The sequence below is a fragment of the Pectobacterium sp. CFBP8739 genome (assembly GCF_013449375.1).
GTDB lineage: Bacteria > Pseudomonadota > Gammaproteobacteria > Enterobacterales > Enterobacteriaceae > Pectobacterium.
On the sequence record NZ_JACDRR010000005.1, the window covers coordinates 582871 to 598359 of the forward strand.

The 15489-nt window shown below is 52.5% G+C and carries 15 protein-coding genes and 1 other annotated feature; of the genes, 10 read left to right on the top strand and 5 right to left on the bottom strand.

The features are described from left to right. The first annotated feature begins 186 nt into the window (after window positions 1-186). The 9 genes from hisL to hisIE all read left to right on the top strand — a co-directional run bounded on the left by hisL (window position 187) and on the right by hisIE (window position 7558). A complete protein-coding gene (gene hisL, locus H0247_RS03390; protein WP_180741449.1) occupies window positions 187-234 on the top strand; it encodes a his operon leader peptide in 48 nt (15 codons plus the stop codon). Then, window positions 210-331: a sequence feature (His leader region), on the top strand. It overlaps the preceding gene by 25 nt. 122 nt (window positions 332-453) lie before the next feature. Continuing rightward, on the top strand, window positions 454-1353 hold the full coding sequence (gene hisG, locus H0247_RS03395; RefSeq protein ID WP_180741243.1) for an ATP phosphoribosyltransferase: 900 nt from the start codon (window positions 454-456) through the stop codon (window positions 1351-1353). 5 nt (window positions 1354-1358) lie between these two features. Next, the gene (gene hisD / locus H0247_RS03400; protein ID WP_180741244.1) at window positions 1359-2687 is read left to right on the top strand and encodes a histidinol dehydrogenase; all 1329 of its coding nucleotides are present in this window, start codon (window positions 1359-1361) and stop codon (window positions 2685-2687) included. Then, window positions 2684-3757, top strand: a complete 1074-nt coding sequence (gene hisC / locus H0247_RS03405) for a histidinol-phosphate transaminase (protein WP_180741245.1) — start codon at window positions 2684-2686, stop codon at window positions 3755-3757. The genes hisD and hisC overlap by 4 nt, the downstream gene beginning before the upstream one ends. A 15-nt stretch (window positions 3758-3772) precedes the next feature. Continuing rightward, window positions 3773-4840, top strand: a complete 1068-nt coding sequence (hisB, locus tag H0247_RS03410) for a bifunctional histidinol-phosphatase/imidazoleglycerol-phosphate dehydratase HisB (RefSeq protein WP_180741246.1) — start codon at window positions 3773-3775, stop codon at window positions 4838-4840. After that, window positions 4840-5430, top strand: a complete 591-nt coding sequence (gene hisH, locus H0247_RS03415) for an imidazole glycerol phosphate synthase subunit HisH (RefSeq protein WP_180741247.1) — start codon at window positions 4840-4842, stop codon at window positions 5428-5430. Before hisB ends, hisH begins: the two co-directional genes overlap by 1 nt. 6 nt (window positions 5431-5436) lie before the next feature. Further along, window positions 5437-6174 (top strand): 1-(5-phosphoribosyl)-5-[(5-phosphoribosylamino)methylideneamino]imidazole-4-carboxamide isomerase, encoded by a 738-nt coding sequence (hisA, locus tag H0247_RS03420; RefSeq protein WP_127156802.1) that lies wholly within the window; start codon window positions 5437-5439, stop codon window positions 6172-6174. Beyond that, window positions 6156-6932 carry an imidazole glycerol phosphate synthase subunit HisF gene (gene hisF / locus H0247_RS03425; protein WP_180741248.1) on the top strand — a complete coding sequence of 259 codons (777 nt, stop codon included), beginning with the start codon at window positions 6156-6158 and terminating at the stop codon, window positions 6930-6932. Before hisA ends, hisF begins: the two co-directional genes overlap by 19 nt. Then, window positions 6926-7558 (top strand): bifunctional phosphoribosyl-AMP cyclohydrolase/phosphoribosyl-ATP diphosphatase HisIE, encoded by a 633-nt coding sequence (hisIE, locus tag H0247_RS03430; protein WP_180741249.1) that lies wholly within the window; start codon window positions 6926-6928, stop codon window positions 7556-7558. Before hisF ends, hisIE begins: the two co-directional genes overlap by 7 nt. A gap of 166 nt (window positions 7559-7724) precedes the next feature. Here hisIE and ihfB read toward each other — a convergent pair whose 3' ends face one another. The 5 genes from ihfB to serC all read right to left on the bottom strand — a co-directional run bounded on the left by ihfB (window position 7725) and on the right by serC (window position 13263). Then, window positions 7725-8009: an integration host factor subunit beta gene (ihfB, locus tag H0247_RS03435; protein ID WP_005967571.1), complete on the bottom strand. Its 285-nt coding sequence runs from the start codon at window positions 8007-8009 to the stop codon at window positions 7725-7727. Between the two features lie 91 nt (window positions 8010-8100). Then, window positions 8101-9774, bottom strand: coding sequence for a 30S ribosomal protein S1 (gene rpsA, locus H0247_RS03440; protein ID WP_180741250.1), 1674 nt, complete (start codon window positions 9772-9774; stop codon window positions 8101-8103). Window positions 9775-9889: 115 nt separating this feature from the next. Further along, on the bottom strand, window positions 9890-10567 hold the full coding sequence (cmk, locus tag H0247_RS03445) for a (d)CMP kinase (RefSeq protein WP_180741251.1): 678 nt from the start codon (window positions 10565-10567) through the stop codon (window positions 9890-9892). A gap of 239 nt (window positions 10568-10806) precedes the next feature. Then, on the bottom strand, window positions 10807-12096 hold the full coding sequence (gene aroA, locus H0247_RS03450; RefSeq protein WP_180741252.1) for a 3-phosphoshikimate 1-carboxyvinyltransferase: 1290 nt from the start codon (window positions 12094-12096) through the stop codon (window positions 10807-10809). An 81-nt stretch (window positions 12097-12177) separates the two neighbouring features. Continuing rightward, window positions 12178-13263 (bottom strand): 3-phosphoserine/phosphohydroxythreonine transaminase, encoded by a 1086-nt coding sequence (gene serC / locus H0247_RS03455; protein WP_180741253.1) that lies wholly within the window; start codon window positions 13261-13263, stop codon window positions 12178-12180. A gap of 328 nt (window positions 13264-13591) precedes the next feature. Here serC and ycaO point away from each other — a divergent pair, with 328 nt between their 5' ends. After that, window positions 13592-15355, top strand: coding sequence for a 30S ribosomal protein S12 methylthiotransferase accessory factor YcaO (gene ycaO / locus H0247_RS03460; protein ID WP_180741254.1), 1764 nt, complete (start codon window positions 13592-13594; stop codon window positions 15353-15355). Window positions 15356-15489: the final 134 nt, after the last annotated feature.

The following is a 15489-nucleotide window of genomic DNA, read 5'->3' on the forward strand; positions in this document are numbered from 1 at the left end:
TGCCTATAAATCACCACTATTCCATGCAATTATGCTGACGCATTCCTCAACCCAAACGAACTTTCCACATCTGCTAAAAAAATGTTGCACAACAGCCCGAACATGGTTTAGGTTATTCGACAGACAAATCATTACTGATTTAATAAATATTGATACAACAATATTTTTACAACAAAGAGACAACTTATGATACGCGTTCTGTTTAACCACCATCATCACCATCATCCTGATTAGTCTTTCGGGCATTTGGTGCTGGAAGACGTTCAGATCTTCCAGTGGCGCAGAACACAAAGAGAGCCCTCGGAAGATCATCTTCCGAGGGTTTTTTTATGCGCGCTATCCGTGCGCGCACCTTGCAGGCCGTTGCTATGCAACGTTAAAAAACGTTCCAGACGTTTTTTTATGGCCCAATGTTTCTAAAAATTTTAAATTTGACAGGTTAATGAGGTTTCCATGCTGGATAAAACACGTTTGCGGATAGCAATGCAGAAGTCAGGCCGCCTGAGCGACGATTCACGCGAACTGCTGGCGCGCTGTGGGATCAAAATCAACTTACAGCAACAGCGTCTGATCGCGTTCGCAGAAAATATGCCAATTGATATCCTGCGCGTACGCGATGACGATATCCCCGGCTTGGTGATGGATGGCGTAGTCGACCTCGGCATCATCGGCGAAAACGTGCTGGAAGAAGAGTTGTTAAACCGTCGTGCTCAGGGCGACGATCCGCGTTACTTCACCCTGCGCCGTCTGGATTTTGGTGGTTGCCGCCTGTCGCTGGCGATGCCATTGGACGAGCCCTATACCGGTCCTGAATGTCTGCAAAACAAACGTATCGCCACCTCGTATCCTCACTTGCTCAAGCAATATCTCGACAGAAAATCTATCAGTTTCAAATCCTGTCTGCTTAACGGTTCTGTCGAAGTTGCACCACGTGCCGGTCTGGCCGATGCCATCTGCGATTTGGTATCAACCGGTGCCACGCTGGAAGCCAACGGCCTGCGCGAAGTAGAAGTGATTTACCGCTCCAAAGCCTGCCTGATTCAGCGCGACGGCGAGATGCCCGCGGAGAAACAACAGCTAATCGATAAACTGCTGACCCGTATGCAGGGCGTGATTCAGGCGCGCGAATCAAAATACATCATGCTGCACGCGCCGAGCGAACGCCTGGAAGAAGTCATTTCTCTGCTGCCCGGTGCCGAACGCCCTACCATTCTGCCGCTGGCGGGTGACCAAAGTCGCGTGGCCATGCACATGGTCAGCAGCGAAACGCTGTTCTGGGAAACGATGGAAAAACTGAAATCGTTGGGTGCCAGTTCCATTTTGGTTCTGCCTATTGAAAAAATGATGGAGTGATGACGATGGCTGATAACACCAACGGCACCGGCAGTTTCAGCACGCTCGTCGACTGGCAACGCTGTTCAGCAGAAGAGCAGCGCCAGTTACTGACTCGCCCAGCCATTTCCGCGTCAGACCGTATTACCGCCATCGTGAGCGATATTCTGGCAAACGTGAAAAGCCGCGGTGATAGCGCGCTGCGCGACTATAGTGCCCAGTTTGATAAAGTTCAGGTAAATACCATTCGCGTCACCGATGCCGAGATCGCCGCTGCCGCAGCGCGTCTGGGTGATGACGTCAAACAGGCGATGGCTGTCGCCGTGCGTAATATCGAAACATTCCACAACGCGCAAAAGCTGCCGACTGTCGATATCGAAACGCAGCCTGGCGTGCGTTGCCAGCAGCTCACTCGCCCTATCGCGACCGTCGGCCTGTACATTCCCGGCGGTTCAGCGCCGTTGCCATCAACCGTGCTGATGCTGGGAACGCCTTCACGCATCGCTGGCTGCGGTCGCGTCGTGCTGTGTTCGCCGCCGCCGATTGCCGATGAAATTCTTTATGCCGCCCAACTGTGCGGTATTAAAGAAGTCTTTCAGCTCGGTGGCGCGCAAGCGATTGCTGCGATGGCGTTTGGCACCGAGAGCGTACCGAAAGTGGACAAAATTTTTGGCCCTGGCAACGCTTATGTCACGGAAGCCAAGCGTCAGGTGAGCCAGCAGCTTGATGGCGCAGCTATTGATATGCCTGCCGGCCCCTCCGAAGTTCTGGTGATCGCCGACAGCGGCGCGACGCCAGCATTTGTCGCCTCTGACCTGTTATCACAGGCAGAGCACGGCCCGGACTCACAGGTCATTCTGCTCACGCCAGACGCGGCGATGGCCAAAGCCGTGGCGGATGCCGTTGAAGAACAACTCATGCAGCTGTCCCGTGCGGACATCGCGCGTCAGGCGCTGGCCAGCAGCCGCGTCATCGTCGCGCGTGATTTGGCACAGTGCGTTGAAATTAGTAACCAATATGGCCCAGAGCACCTGATCATCCAGACGCGCGACGCCGAATCACTGGTTGATAGCATCACCAGCGCCGGTTCCGTATTTCTGGGCGACTGGTCGCCGGAATCCGCTGGCGACTACGCCTCCGGCACTAACCACGTTCTACCGACCTATGGCTATACCTCAACCTATTCAAGCCTGGGTCTGGCCGATTTCCAGAAGCGCATGACCGTACAGCAGCTCACGCCGCAGGGGTTACTGCAACTGGCACCGACGATCGAAACATTGGCACAGGCCGAACAGCTGACTGCCCACAAAAACGCCGTTACCCTGCGTGTTGCAGCACTGAAGGAGCAAGCATGAGCAGCATTGAAGAACTGGCACGCGCCAACGTCCGTGCGTTAACCCCCTACCAGTCAGCCCGTCGTCTGGGCGGCAACGGCGATGTCTGGTTGAATGCCAATGAATACCCTGAAGCACCGGAATTTCAGTTGACGTTACAAACGCTGAACCGCTACCCGGAATGTCAGCCAGTGCTGGTGATCAACCGTTACGCCGAGTATGCCGGTGTACAGCCAGAGCAGGTTCTGGTCAGCCGCGGTGCCGACGAAGGCATCGAATTACTGATCCGTGCATTCTGCGAACCGGGGAAAGACGCCATCCTGTTCTGTCCGCCAACTTACGGTATGTACGCCGTCAGCGCCGAGACGTTTGGTGTGGAGCGTCGCACCGTAGCCAGTAAAGCTGACTGGCAGTTGGATCTTGAGGCGATCGAGGCACAACTGGATGGCACCAAAGTCATTTACGTTTGCAGCCCGAATAACCCAACCGGCAACCTGATTGCACGAGAAGATTTACGCCAGTTACTCACGCTGGCACAGGGGAAAGCGCTGGTTGTGATCGATGAAGCCTATATTGAATTCTGTCCGCAGGCGACCACCGCAGTCTGGCTGGACGAATTCCCGCATTTGGTAATTCTGCGTACCTTGTCCAAAGCCTTTTCGCTCGCCGGATTGCGCTGTGGCTTTACGCTGGCAAACCCTGAAGTGATTCAGCTTCTGCTGAAAGTTATTGCACCTTATCCGCTGTCCACCCCTGTGGCAGATATTGCGGCGCAGGCGCTAAGCCGTGAAGGCGTCGCCAAAATGAAGGCGAATGTTGAGGAGATTACGTCCGCCCGCCGCTGGCTGAGCGATGCCTTAAAAGGCATTCCCTGCATTGAGGAAATCTTCCCCAGCGAAAGCAACTATCTGCTGGTGCGCTTTACCGCCTCCCCTGCGGTATTTAAAACGCTGTGGGATCAGGGCATTATTCTGCGTGACCAAAATAAGCAACCGAGCCTTGCGGGCTGTTTGCGCATTACTATCGGCAACCGCTACGAATGCGAACGCGTTGTTGCTGCATTACAATCACTGCCGGGCATCAACGCTTAATTTTAAGGAGCTCACGTGGGCCAGAAATACCTCTTTATCGACCGTGACGGAACACTGATTGCTGAACCGCCTGAGGATTTTCAGGTTGACCGTCTGGATAAACTGGCGCTAGAACCCGATGTCATTCCCTCGCTGCTGGCACTGCAAAAGGCCGGTTATACGCTGGTGATGATCACGAATCAGGATGGGCTGGGAACCGAAAGTTTTCCGCAGGAAACCTTCGATCCACCACATAACCTGATGATGCAGATTCTGACATCGCAAGGCATCCAGTTTGAACAAGTGCTGATCTGTCCACATTTGCCAGTGGATAACTGTGCTTGCCGCAAGCCCAGAACTGAGCTGGTAACCCGCTATCTGAATGATGGCATGATGGATGTGGCGCACAGCTATGTCATCGGCGACCGCCAGACCGATATCCAACTGGCGCAAAACATGGGCATCACCGGCCTGCTCTACCAGCGCGGTGGGCTGAACTGGCAAGCCATTACCAATCAGCTAACCAAGCGTAACCGTCATGCCCACGTTAACCGCGTCACGCGTGAAACCGCAATTGACGTGAACGTCTGGCTGGATCAGGAAGGCGGCAGCAAAATTAACACTGGCGTCGGCTTCTTCGATCACATGCTGGACCAAATCGCCACCCACGGCGGCTTCCGCATGAATATTGAAGTGAAAGGCGATCTGTACATTGACGATCACCACACGGTGGAAGATACCGGTCTGGCGCTGGGCGAGGCGTTGAATAAAGCACTGGGTGACAAACGCGGTATCGGTCGTTTTGGCTTTGTCCTGCCAATGGATGAGTGCCTCGCACGCTGTGCGCTGGATATTTCCGGGCGTCCACATCTGGAATATAAAGCGGAGTTCAGCTACCAGCGCGTGGGCGACCTGAGCACCGAAATGGTCGAACACTTCTTCCGTTCACTGTCTTATTCCATGGCCTGTACGCTGCACCTGAAAACTAAGGGGCGTAACGATCATCACCGAGTGGAAAGCCTGTTTAAGGTCTTCGGGCGCACGCTGCGGCAGGCAATCCGCGTCGAGGGTGACACGCTACCGAGCTCGAAAGGAGTGCTCTGATGAAGGTCGTCATTCTTGATACTGGCTGCGCCAATCTCTCTTCGGTGACCTATGCCGTGCAACGGCTAGGATATACACCTGTTGTTAGCCGCGAGGCCGAGATTGTCCTACAGGCAGACAAGCTATTTCTGCCGGGCGTTGGCACCGCGCAGGCGGCGATGAATCAACTGGAAGAACGCGACCTGATTGCGCTGATCAAGGCTTGCACCCAGCCCGTTCTCGGCATTTGTCTCGGTATGCAATTACTGGGCACACACAGCGACGAAAATGGCGGGATCCCAACATTGGGGATCGTCGATTCACCGGTGCAAAAGATGGTTGACCACGGCTTGCCGCTGCCGCACATGGGCTGGAATCAGGTGATTCCAAAGGCTGGACACCGTTTGTTCCGCGATATCGATGACGGCGCCTATTTCTATTTCGTTCACAGCTACGCCATGCCGGTCTGCGAAAACACGATTGCACAAGCCAACTATGGTGAAGCGTTCACCGCCGCGCTGGAAAAAGATAATTTCTTTGGCGTGCAATTCCACCCAGAGCGCTCCGGTGCCGCGGGTGCGCAACTGCTGAAAAACTTTCTGGAGATGTAGAGCGTCATGATTATTCCCGCATTAGATCTGATTGATGGACAGGTAGTCCGTCTACATCAGGGTGATTATGGCCAACAGCGCCAGTACGGCAGCGATCCGCTTCCCCGCTTGCAGGATTACCAGCAGCAAGGGGCTGGCGTGCTGCACTTGGTGGATTTGACCGGTGCAAAAGATCCCTCTGCCCGCCAGATTCCGCTATTAACCACGCTGTTGGCTGGCGTGAGTGTACCGGTTCAGATCGGCGGCGGCATCCGCACCGAGCAGGACGTGGAAGCGCTATTAAAAGCCGGAGCCAGCCGTGTGGTCATCGGTTCCACCGCCGTGAAACAACCCGAACTCGTTCAGCAATGGTTCACTCGCTACGGTGCAGAAGCGCTAGTGCTGGCGCTGGACGTGCGTATCGACGCTAACGGTACGAAATTTGTCGCCATCAGCGGCTGGCAGGAAAACTCTGATGCCACGCTTGAGCAGGTCGTCGAACAATATTTGCCGTTCGGACTGAAACATGTCCTGTGCACCGATATTTCTCGTGACGGTACGCTGAGCGGTTCCAACGTCGAACTCTATCGTGAAATCAGCCAGCGCTATCCGCAGATCGCCTTTCAGGCATCCGGCGGTATCGGCAATCTGGAAGATATCGCCAATTTACGCGGTAGCGGTGTGCAGGGCGTTATCGTGGGTCGTGCGCTGCTGGAAGGTAAATTTAACGTCGCGGAGGCTATTTCATGCTGGCAAAACGGATAATCCCCTGTCTGGACGTGCGCAACGGCCAGGTCGTCAAAGGCGTGCAGTTCCGCAATCACGAAATTATCGGTGACATCGTGCCACTGGCCCAGCGTTACGCGCAGGAAGGCGCCGATGAGCTGGTTTTTTATGATATCACCGCCTCTTCCGATGGCCGTGTGGTCGATAAAAGCTGGGTATCCCGCGTTGCGGAAGTCATCGATATTCCTTTTTGCGTGGCGGGCGGCATTAAGAGCGTGGAAGAAGCAGGCCAAATCCTCTCTTTCGGCGCGGATAAGATTTCCATCAACTCACCGGCGCTGGCTGACCCAGAGCTGATTACCCGACTGGCTGACCGCTATGGCGTGCAGTGCATCGTCGTTGGGATTGATACCTGGCATGATGCCGCGACGGGTCGCTACCACGTCAATCAATACACGGGCGATGAAGCGCGCACCAAGGTTACCACTTGGGAAACGCTGGATTGGGTAGAGGAAGTGCAAAAGCGCGGTGCGGGTGAGATTGTGCTGAACATGATGAATCAGGACGGCGTGCGCAACGGCTATGATTTACACCAGTTAAATCTGGTGCGTGATGTCTGCAATGTTCCGCTGATCGCTTCCGGCGGCGCAGGCACCATGGAACATTTTCTGGATGCATTCCAAACCGCTCATGTAGATGGCGCGCTGGCAGCATCGGTGTTTCATAAGCAAATTATTAATATTGGCGAGCTGAAACAATATCTTAAGCAACAGGATGTGGAGATTCGAGTGTGTTAAGCGAAGAGTGCTTTCTAAACGACGAACAACGGAACCAACTCGATTGGGAAAAAACGGACGGCATGCTGCCGGTTGTCGTACAACACGCGGTATCCGGTGAAGTGTTGATGCTAGGCTACATGAATCAGGACGCCTTACAGGCCACGGAAGAAAGCGGCAAAGTCACATTTTTCTCACGTACCAAGCAGCGGCTGTGGACCAAAGGCGAATCTTCCGGCCATTTCCTAAATGTCGTCTCTATCACGCCAGACTGCGATAACGACACGCTGCTGATACTAGTTAACCCCATCGGACCAACCTGTCACCTTGGCACCAGCAGTTGCTTCTCACCTGCTGCCAGCGACTGGACGTTCCTCTATCAGTTAGAGCAACTGCTGGCCGAGCGTAAACATGCTGACCCAGATAGCTCTTACACGGCGCGTTTGTATGCCAGCGGCACCAAGCGTATTGCGCAGAAAGTCGGTGAGGAAGGATTGGAAGCTGCATTAGCCGCTACGGTACATGACCGCGAAGAGCTGACCAATGAAGCCGCGGATTTAATGTACCACCTACTGGTGCTGTTGCAGGATCAGGATTTAGATCTGGCGACTATCATCAATCGTCTGAAAGATCGCCACAATAAATAAAAGTAAGCCTTTCCCCGCGTTATCCATCATTGATAACGCGGGATGATATATCCGATGTCAGATAACCACGTCATAACGACGGAAGTGCGGAGAAGATGATGGTTATAAATGTAAAAAAGCACCCAATAAAGGGTGCTTCTATAAGGCTGGCATTTATGACTAACGATTAACCATAAATGTTAGCGCGGTCGCGGAGTTCCTTGCCCGGTTTAAAGTGAGGGACATACTTGCCTTCCAGCTCAACTTTGTCACCCGTTTTCGGATTACGACCTACACGCGGTGCACGGTAGTGAAGTGAGAAGCTGCCAAACCCACGGATTTCTATACGATCGCCTTCGGCTAACGTAGAAGCCATTTGTTCAAGCATTTCTTTCACTGCATCCTCAACCACTTTGGCCGGGATATGAGATTGCTGTCCAGCAAGCCTTTCAATAAGTTCAGACTTGGTCATAGCGCCTCCAAATGCGTGGCTATCAATAACTAGGATAACTGACTACCGTTACAAGAATGAGCAACTTACGTTGCTCATTCTACCGTTGTGATTACTCGCCTTTAGCTGCTTTGAACGCTTCTGCCATCGCGTTGGAGAAATTGCTTTCTTCAGGCTTGTTGTTGACAGTTGCGATTGCATCTTTCTCGTCAGCTTCGTCTTTCGCACGAACAGACAGGCTAACAACGCGGTTTTTACGATCAACACCGGTGTATTTTGCTTCAACGCTGTCGCCAACGTTCAGTACCAGTGTTGCGTCTTCAACGCGGTCACGAGACGCTTCAGAAGCACGCAGGTAGCCTTCTACGCCGTCTGCTAATTCAACTGTAGCACCTTTGGCGTCAACTGCTGTAACTTTACCAGTAACAATAGCACCTTTCTTGTTAACAGACAGGTAGTTATTGAACGGATCTTCAGCCAGTTGTTTCACGCCCAGAGAGATACGCTCGCGCTCTGCATCAACCTGCAGAACAACAGCGGCGATTTCATCACCTTTCTTGTATTCGCGAACGGCTTCTTCGCCAGCCACGTTCCAGGAGATGTCGGACAGGTGCACCAGACCATCGATGCCGCCGTCCAAGCCGATGAAGATACCGAAGTCAGTGATAGACTTGATTTTACCTTCAACGCGGTCGCCCTTGTTGTGGGTTTCTGCAAACAGCTGCCATGGGTTAGATTTGCACTGTTTCAGGCCCAGAGAGATACGACGACGTTCTTCATCGATATCCAGAACCATCACTTCCACTACGTCACCAACGTTAACAACTTTGGATGGGTGGATGTTTTTGTTGGTCCAATCCATTTCGGAAACGTGTACCAGACCTTCAACGCCTTCTTCGATCTCAACGAAGCAACCGTAGTCAGTCAGGTTAGTCACGCGGCCAGTCAGACGCGTGCTTTCTGGGTAACGTTTAGCGATAGCCACCCATGGATCTTCGCCCAGTTGTTTCAGACCCAGAGATACACGAGTACGCTCGCGGTCGAACTTCAGCACTTTAACAGTGATTTCGTCGCCCACATTGACGATTTCGCTTGGATGTTTAACGCGTTTCCAAGCCATATCAGTGATATGCAGCAGGCCATCAACGCCGCCCAGATCAACGAATGCACCGTAGTCAGTAAGGTTTTTAACGATACCTTTGACTTCCATGCCTTCCTGCAGATTTTCCAGCAGTTGATCGCGCTCAGCGCTGTTTTCAGATTCGATAACTGCACGGCGGGAAACAACAACGTTGTTGCGTTTCTGATCCAGCTTGATAACTTTGAACTCAAGCTCTTTGCCTTCCAGATGCAGCGTATCGCGAACCGGACGAACGTCTACCAGAGAACCTGGCAGGAACGCACGGATGCCGTTCAGCTCAACAGTGAAACCGCCTTTAACTTTACCGTTGATAATACCGGTAACCGTTGCAGCTTCTTCGTAGGCTTTTTCCAGCGTCAGCCATGCTTCATGACGTTTAGCTTTTTCGCGAGAAAGCAGCGTTTCACCGAAGCCATCTTCAATAGCGTCCAGAGCAACGTCAACTTCATCACCAACCTGAATTTCCAGTTCGCCTGATGCGTTCTTGAATTGCTCTACCGGAATGGCAGATTCAGATTTCAGACCGGCGTCAACCAGTACGACATCTTTGTCAATAGCAACAACAACACCGCGTACGATGGAACCAGGACGGGTTTCGATTTCTTTCAGGGATTCTTCAAAGAGTTGAGCAAAAGATTCAGTCATGTTGATAATCTTAAGGGTTTCAATTTAACGTCCATCTGGCATCCTGCTCGATGGGGTTGTTTAACATGCCCCGCTGTGCATCCTTACAGCGAGGTAAAAATTCTGTGTTCCGTGATTACGCTAAAATTTCGCGGGCATAAGCCAACGCGCGCGCTATCACTTCATCGATTGTCATTTCCGTTGAATCCAGCACCAACGCATCAACAGCCGGTACTAACGGCGCAACAGGACGGTTGCGATCGCGCTCATCCCGTTCTTTTATCTCAGACAAAAGACGTTCAAAGTTAACATTAAAGCCTTTCCCCTGCAACTGTAGCATGCGACGTTGTGCGCGTTCTTCCGCGCTGGCATCCAGAAAAATCTTCACAGGCGCATCAGGAAAGACCACCGTACCCATATCTCGGCCATCGGCAATCAACCCCGGAGCCTCACGGAAAGCACGTTGCCGACGTAACAAGGCTTCACGAACGCGAGGAAACGCCGCAGCCTGAGAAGCCGTATTACCTACCGCTTCGGTACGAATTTCGTGGCTAACGTCCTCACCTTCCAGAATGACTTTTAGCTGCCCGCCTTCGGCAACAAAGCGTACATCAAGATGAGAGGCCAGCGGAACCAGTGCGTCTTCCGAACCGATATCGACATGGTGGTGTAACGCCGCCAAAGCCAAAACACGATAGATAGCTCCCGAGTCCAGCAAATTCCACTGTAAAGCTTCAGCCAATGCCTTACACAAGGTACCTTTGCCTGCGCCGCTCGGTCCGTCAACCGTAATTACCGGTGCCATCACCGTCATTTCTCTCTCCTTTAATACTGGGAAGTTCCGCCTATGCCGTTTATGGCATCACGGAGCCTCATTATACGCATCAATACAGAGAAAGGTTACCCCAATGCCGGAATGGTGGGAAAAATAAGACATTCTCTGAATGCAGTGCGCAATTCAAGAAGAAAAACCGCGCGCGATTAGAGAGAAACAGGACGCGGTTAGAAAAAACAGAGAGAAAAAAGGCACGGAGACCGTGCCTTAGAGAGAAATCATGCTAGTTCGCTGAGGCGTGCCAACTGTTCGAAGTAGTCGGGGAACGTTTTAGCGGTACATTTCGGATCAAGAATGGTGACCGGCGTATCGGACAGCGCCACCAGCGAGAAACACATCGCCATACGATGATCGTTGTACGTCCCGATTTCTGCCGTTTTCAGGGTGGTGGGTGGCGTAATGCGGATATAGTCGTTACCTTCTTCCACTCCCGCACCTACTTTACGCAGTTCAGTCGCCATAGCGGCCAGACGATCGGTCTCTTTCACGCGCCAGTTATAGATATTACGCAGCGTAGTCGTACCGCCTTGTGCGAAAAGCGCCGCCGTCGCAATAGTCATCGCAGCATCAGGAATGTGGTTCATATCCATGTCGATCGCGTGCAGTTCACCGCGTTCGCATTCAATATAATCCTCCCCCCAACGCACGATCGCCCCCATTTTTTCCAGCACATCGGCGAAACGAATATCGCCCTGCACGCTATGACGGCCCACACCGGTCACGCGCACCACGCCACCTTTAATTGCTGCGGCTGCCAGAAAATAAGAGGCTGATGACGCATCGCCTTCCACCAGATAGTCACCCGGAGAGCGATACTGCTGGCGACCCGTAACAAAGAAACGTTGATAATTCTCATTACGTACGTCAATACCAAACGCTTTCATCATATGCAGCGTGATATCGATATACGGTTTAGAAACCAGATCGCCCTGGATGCTGATTTGCGTATCCCGCGCAGCCAGAGGCGCGGTCATCAACAACGCCGTCAGGAACTGGCTGGATACGCTACCATCGACACTGATTTCGCCGCCCTGAAAACCGCCGTGCAGACGCAGCGGCGGATAGTGTTCCTGCTCCAGATAGTCAATTTTCGCCCCGCCCTGACGCAGTGCGTCGACCAGATGCCCGATTGGCCGTTCTTTCATGCGGGGCTCCCCCGTCAGCACAATGTCGCCATCCGTCAGGCACAGCGCAGCGGCTAGGGGGCGCATCGCTGTACCCGCGTTCCCTAAAAACAGCTCCAGCGGTTGCGGCGCCGTAAACGCTCCACCAAGCCCCGTAATCTCACAGACTGTCCGGTCAGATGACAGATGATATTCCACGCCCAACGCGGTTAAAGCGGTCAGCATATGGCGAACATCGTCACTGTCTAACAGGTTAGTCAGGCGGGTCTTGCCTTCGGACAAGGCGGCCAGCAACAGCGCGCGGTTAGAGACGCTTTTTGATCCTGGAAGGTTAAGGGTACCGTTAATCAGTTTGATGGGTTGTAGGGTCAGGGATTCCTGCATGTAAAGCCTATTCTTTCAACGTGGACATAAAAACCCCGGTAAGCCCGGGGTTTATCAAAATGGATAGCGAGGTCGGATTAATCAACCGTGGCGACGTGCGAAGTCAGCCATAAATTCAGTCAGCGCTTTCACGCCTTCCAGTGGCATAGCGTTGTAGATAGACGCTCGCATACCGCCCACTACGCGATGGCCTTTCAGCGCATGCAAGCCCGCAGCGACGGATTCTTCCAGGAAGACTTTATCCAACGCAGCATCCGCCAGCAGGAACGGTACGTTCATACGAGAACGGTTCGCTACCGCGACGTCATTACGATAGAAATCATTACCGTCGATCGCGCTATACAGCAGTTCGGCTTTCTCCTGGTTACGTTTTTCAATTTCAGCCAAGCCACCGTACTGTTTCAACCATTTGAAGACCATACCGGACAGATACCAAGCAAAAGTCGGCGGTGTGTTGAACATGGAGTCATTGTCCGCCAGAATCTGATAATCCAGAATCGATGGCAGCTCACGGCGCGCTTTACCCAGCAGATCGTCACGCACGATCACCAACGTCAGGCCCGCAGGGCCAATATTTTTCTGCGCACCCGCGTAGATCACGCCATAGCGGCTAACGTCAATACGACGAGACAGGATGCTGGAAGAATAATCTGCGACCACAATTTTGTCGCCAAAATCCGGCTCTTCTTCAATTGCAATGCCGTCAATAGTTTCATTCGGGCAGTAGTGTACAAATGCGGCGTCATCAGACAGTTGCCATTCGCGCATCGGTTTAATACCGCGCAGGCCGTCTACGCGCGTTTTCACATCAATCACATTAGGCGCGCAATATTTTTCTGCTTCATTAACTGCGCTGTGCGCCCAGTATCCGCCATCGATGTAGTCCGCGGTGGTACGCTCGCCCAGAAGGTTTAACGGGACTGCCGCAAATTGCGCACGCGCGCCACCATGACAAAAAAGCACTTTGTAGTTGGAGGGGATTTTCAGCAAATCACGCAGATCTTGCTCGGATTCAGCGGCAACCTGCATAAACTCTTTACTACGGTGGCTGATTTCCATGACCGAGGTACCCAAGCCATTCCAATTACACAATTCCTGTTCAGCACGACGCAGCACTTCAACCGGCAGCATTGCTGGACCAGCGCTAAAATTAAAAATCTGAGTCATTTCCCCTCACCACACCTGAAAAATAGCGGCTGTTTTATCACCGTTGTTACAAATACCATTTTTATAAACCTGTCGGTTATAAAAATACCGCTGTTACAAGATAGTAGTTATAACGGAGTAACCGCCATAACCACACTACTTTTACCCTGCTATCGGTTTTATCACTCGTCAATCGCGGCTGCAACGCTTATTGCGCTTTCATTATGCAAAACGGCACGTTACGCCGTCTGTTCTTTTTCACTGTTGCTGATCTGTTATGAATAAATAGAGTCTGGACAGAAAAATCCGTATCATGCCGCTTCCGTTAATCTCGATAAGAGTGAACTCCATGACTCAAACGTTTATCCCAGGCAAAGACGCCGCCCTGGAAGACTCCATCGCCCGTTTTCAACAACAGCTCCAAGACCTGGGGTTTAACATCGAGGAAGCGTCATGGCTGAATCCGGTGCCAAACGTCTGGTCTGTCCATATTCGAGACCGCGATTGCCCGCTCTGCTTCACTAACGGCAAAGGTGCCAGTAAGAAAGCGGCACTGGCTTCCGCGTTAGGCGAGTATTTCGAGCGTTTATCTACTAACTATTTCTTTGCTGACTTCTATCTCGGCAAGACCATCGCCAACGGTGATTTCGTTCACTACCCGAATGAAAAATGGTTCCCTATTCCAGAAGATGATGCGTTGCCAGAAGGTATTCTGGATGCCCGTCTGCACCAGTTTTACGATCCTGAGCAGGAACTGAGCGCCAGCGATCTGATCGATCTGCAATCCGGCAATGCCGACAGAGGCATTTGTGCACTACCGTTTACCCGCCAGTCTGATCAGCAAACCGTTTATATTCCGATGAACATCATCGGTAACCTGTACGTTTCTAACGGGATGTCCGCAGGTAACACCGCCAACGAAGCCCGCGTTCAGGGGCTGTCTGAAGTGTTCGAGCGTAGCATCAAAAACCGCATCATTGCCGAGTCGATCAGCCTGCCGGAAATTCCGCAAGCGGTGCTGAATCGCTACCCTGGCGTGGTCGAAGCGATCGCGACGCTGGAGAAAGAAGGCTTCCCGATTTTCTCTTACGATGCCTCACTCGGTGGAAAATACCCAGTTATCTGCGTAGTCCTGTTTAACCCAGCTAACGGCACCTGCTTTGCCTCCTTCGGCGCGCACCCTGATTTCGGCGTAGCGCTGGAGCGTACCGTCACCGAACTGCTGCAAGGTCGCGGTCTGAAAGATCTGGACGTCTTCACCCCACCGACGTTTGATGATGAAGAAGTGGCCGAACACGCCAATCTGGAAACCCACTTTATCGATTCCAGCGGCCTGATCTCTTGGGATATGTTCAAGAAAGACGCGGATTATGAATTTGCCGACTGGAGCTTTAAAGGGTCGACGGAAGAAGAATTCGCCACGCTGATGGCGATCTTCAAACAGGAAGATAAAGAAGTTTATATTGCCGACTATGAGCATCTGTCTGTTTACGCCTGCCGCATCATCGTGCCAGGAATGTCAGACATCTACCCTGCTGATGATCTGTTGTTAGCCAATAATAGCATGGGTGCTCACCTGCGTGAGACGCTGCTGGCGCTGCCTGACAGTAAATGGGAACAAGAAGACTATCTGGCGCTGTTGCAACAGCTGGATGACGAAGGGCTGGATGACTTCACCCGCGTACGTGAGCTGCTCGGCATTGCCACCGGCAAAGATAATGGCTGGTTTACGCTGCGCGTTGGCGAACTAAAAGCCATGCTGGCACTGGCCGGCGGCGATCTGGATCAGGCATTAAGCTGGACAGAGTGGACACAGGACTTCAACGACTCCGTCTTTACCGCGCAGCGCAGCAATTATTATCGTTGCCTTCAGACCCTGCTGTTACTGGCACAGGAGCCTGAACGCGACCCGGCAGAATATTACGACGCCTTTACCAAAATGTACGGCAGTGAAACGGTTGATGCCGCCAGTGCCGCCGTGGCTGGCGAAGCGTGCTTCTATGGCTTGTTTGCTGTGGATGACACCTTTGCCTCGTTGCCTGCACACCAGTCACTGCTGGCTGCCTATGAAAAACTGCAGCAGGCTAAACGCCGTTACTGGCAAGCAAAATAGTGTCTGACTGAGGCAACCAGCGCACCTTATATTGATGAATACGCGCTATGGCAAATAGCAATCTGCCATTGTCCACCCTAAATAGCCCTTTATCTTAAAGGGCTATTTTATTATCTACAGGACGAATATTTGTT

Excerpts from the sequence above, each read along its gene's own strand:
- hisH (WP_180741247.1), top strand. The coding sequence starts at position 4,840 with ATGAAGGTCGTCATTCTTGATACTGGCTGCGCCAATCTCTCTTCGGTG.
- aroA (WP_180741252.1), bottom strand. The coding sequence starts at position 12,096 with ATGCAGGAATCCCTGACCCTACAACCCATCAAACTGATTAACGGTACC.
- hisF (WP_180741248.1), top strand. The coding sequence starts at position 6,156 with ATGCTGGCAAAACGGATAATCCCCTGTCTGGACGTGCGCAACGGCCAG.
- hisD (WP_180741244.1), top strand. The coding sequence starts at position 1,359 with ATGGCTGATAACACCAACGGCACCGGCAGTTTCAGCACGCTCGTCGAC.
- hisC (WP_180741245.1), top strand. The coding sequence starts at position 2,684 with ATGAGCAGCATTGAAGAACTGGCACGCGCCAACGTCCGTGCGTTAACC.
- ycaO (WP_180741254.1), top strand. The coding sequence starts at position 13,592 with ATGACTCAAACGTTTATCCCAGGCAAAGACGCCGCCCTGGAAGACTCC.
- hisA (WP_127156802.1), top strand. The coding sequence starts at position 5,437 with ATGATTATTCCCGCATTAGATCTGATTGATGGACAGGTAGTCCGTCTA.
- cmk (WP_180741251.1), bottom strand. The coding sequence starts at position 10,567 with ATGACGGTGATGGCACCGGTAATTACGGTTGACGGACCGAGCGGCGCA.
- ihfB (WP_005967571.1), bottom strand. The coding sequence starts at position 8,009 with ATGACCAAGTCTGAACTTATTGAAAGGCTTGCTGGACAGCAATCTCAT.
- rpsA (WP_180741250.1), bottom strand. The coding sequence starts at position 9,774 with ATGACTGAATCTTTTGCTCAACTCTTTGAAGAATCCCTGAAAGAAATC.
- hisG (WP_180741243.1), top strand. The coding sequence starts at position 454 with ATGCTGGATAAAACACGTTTGCGGATAGCAATGCAGAAGTCAGGCCGC.
- serC (WP_180741253.1), bottom strand. The coding sequence starts at position 13,263 with ATGACTCAGATTTTTAATTTTAGCGCTGGTCCAGCAATGCTGCCGGTT.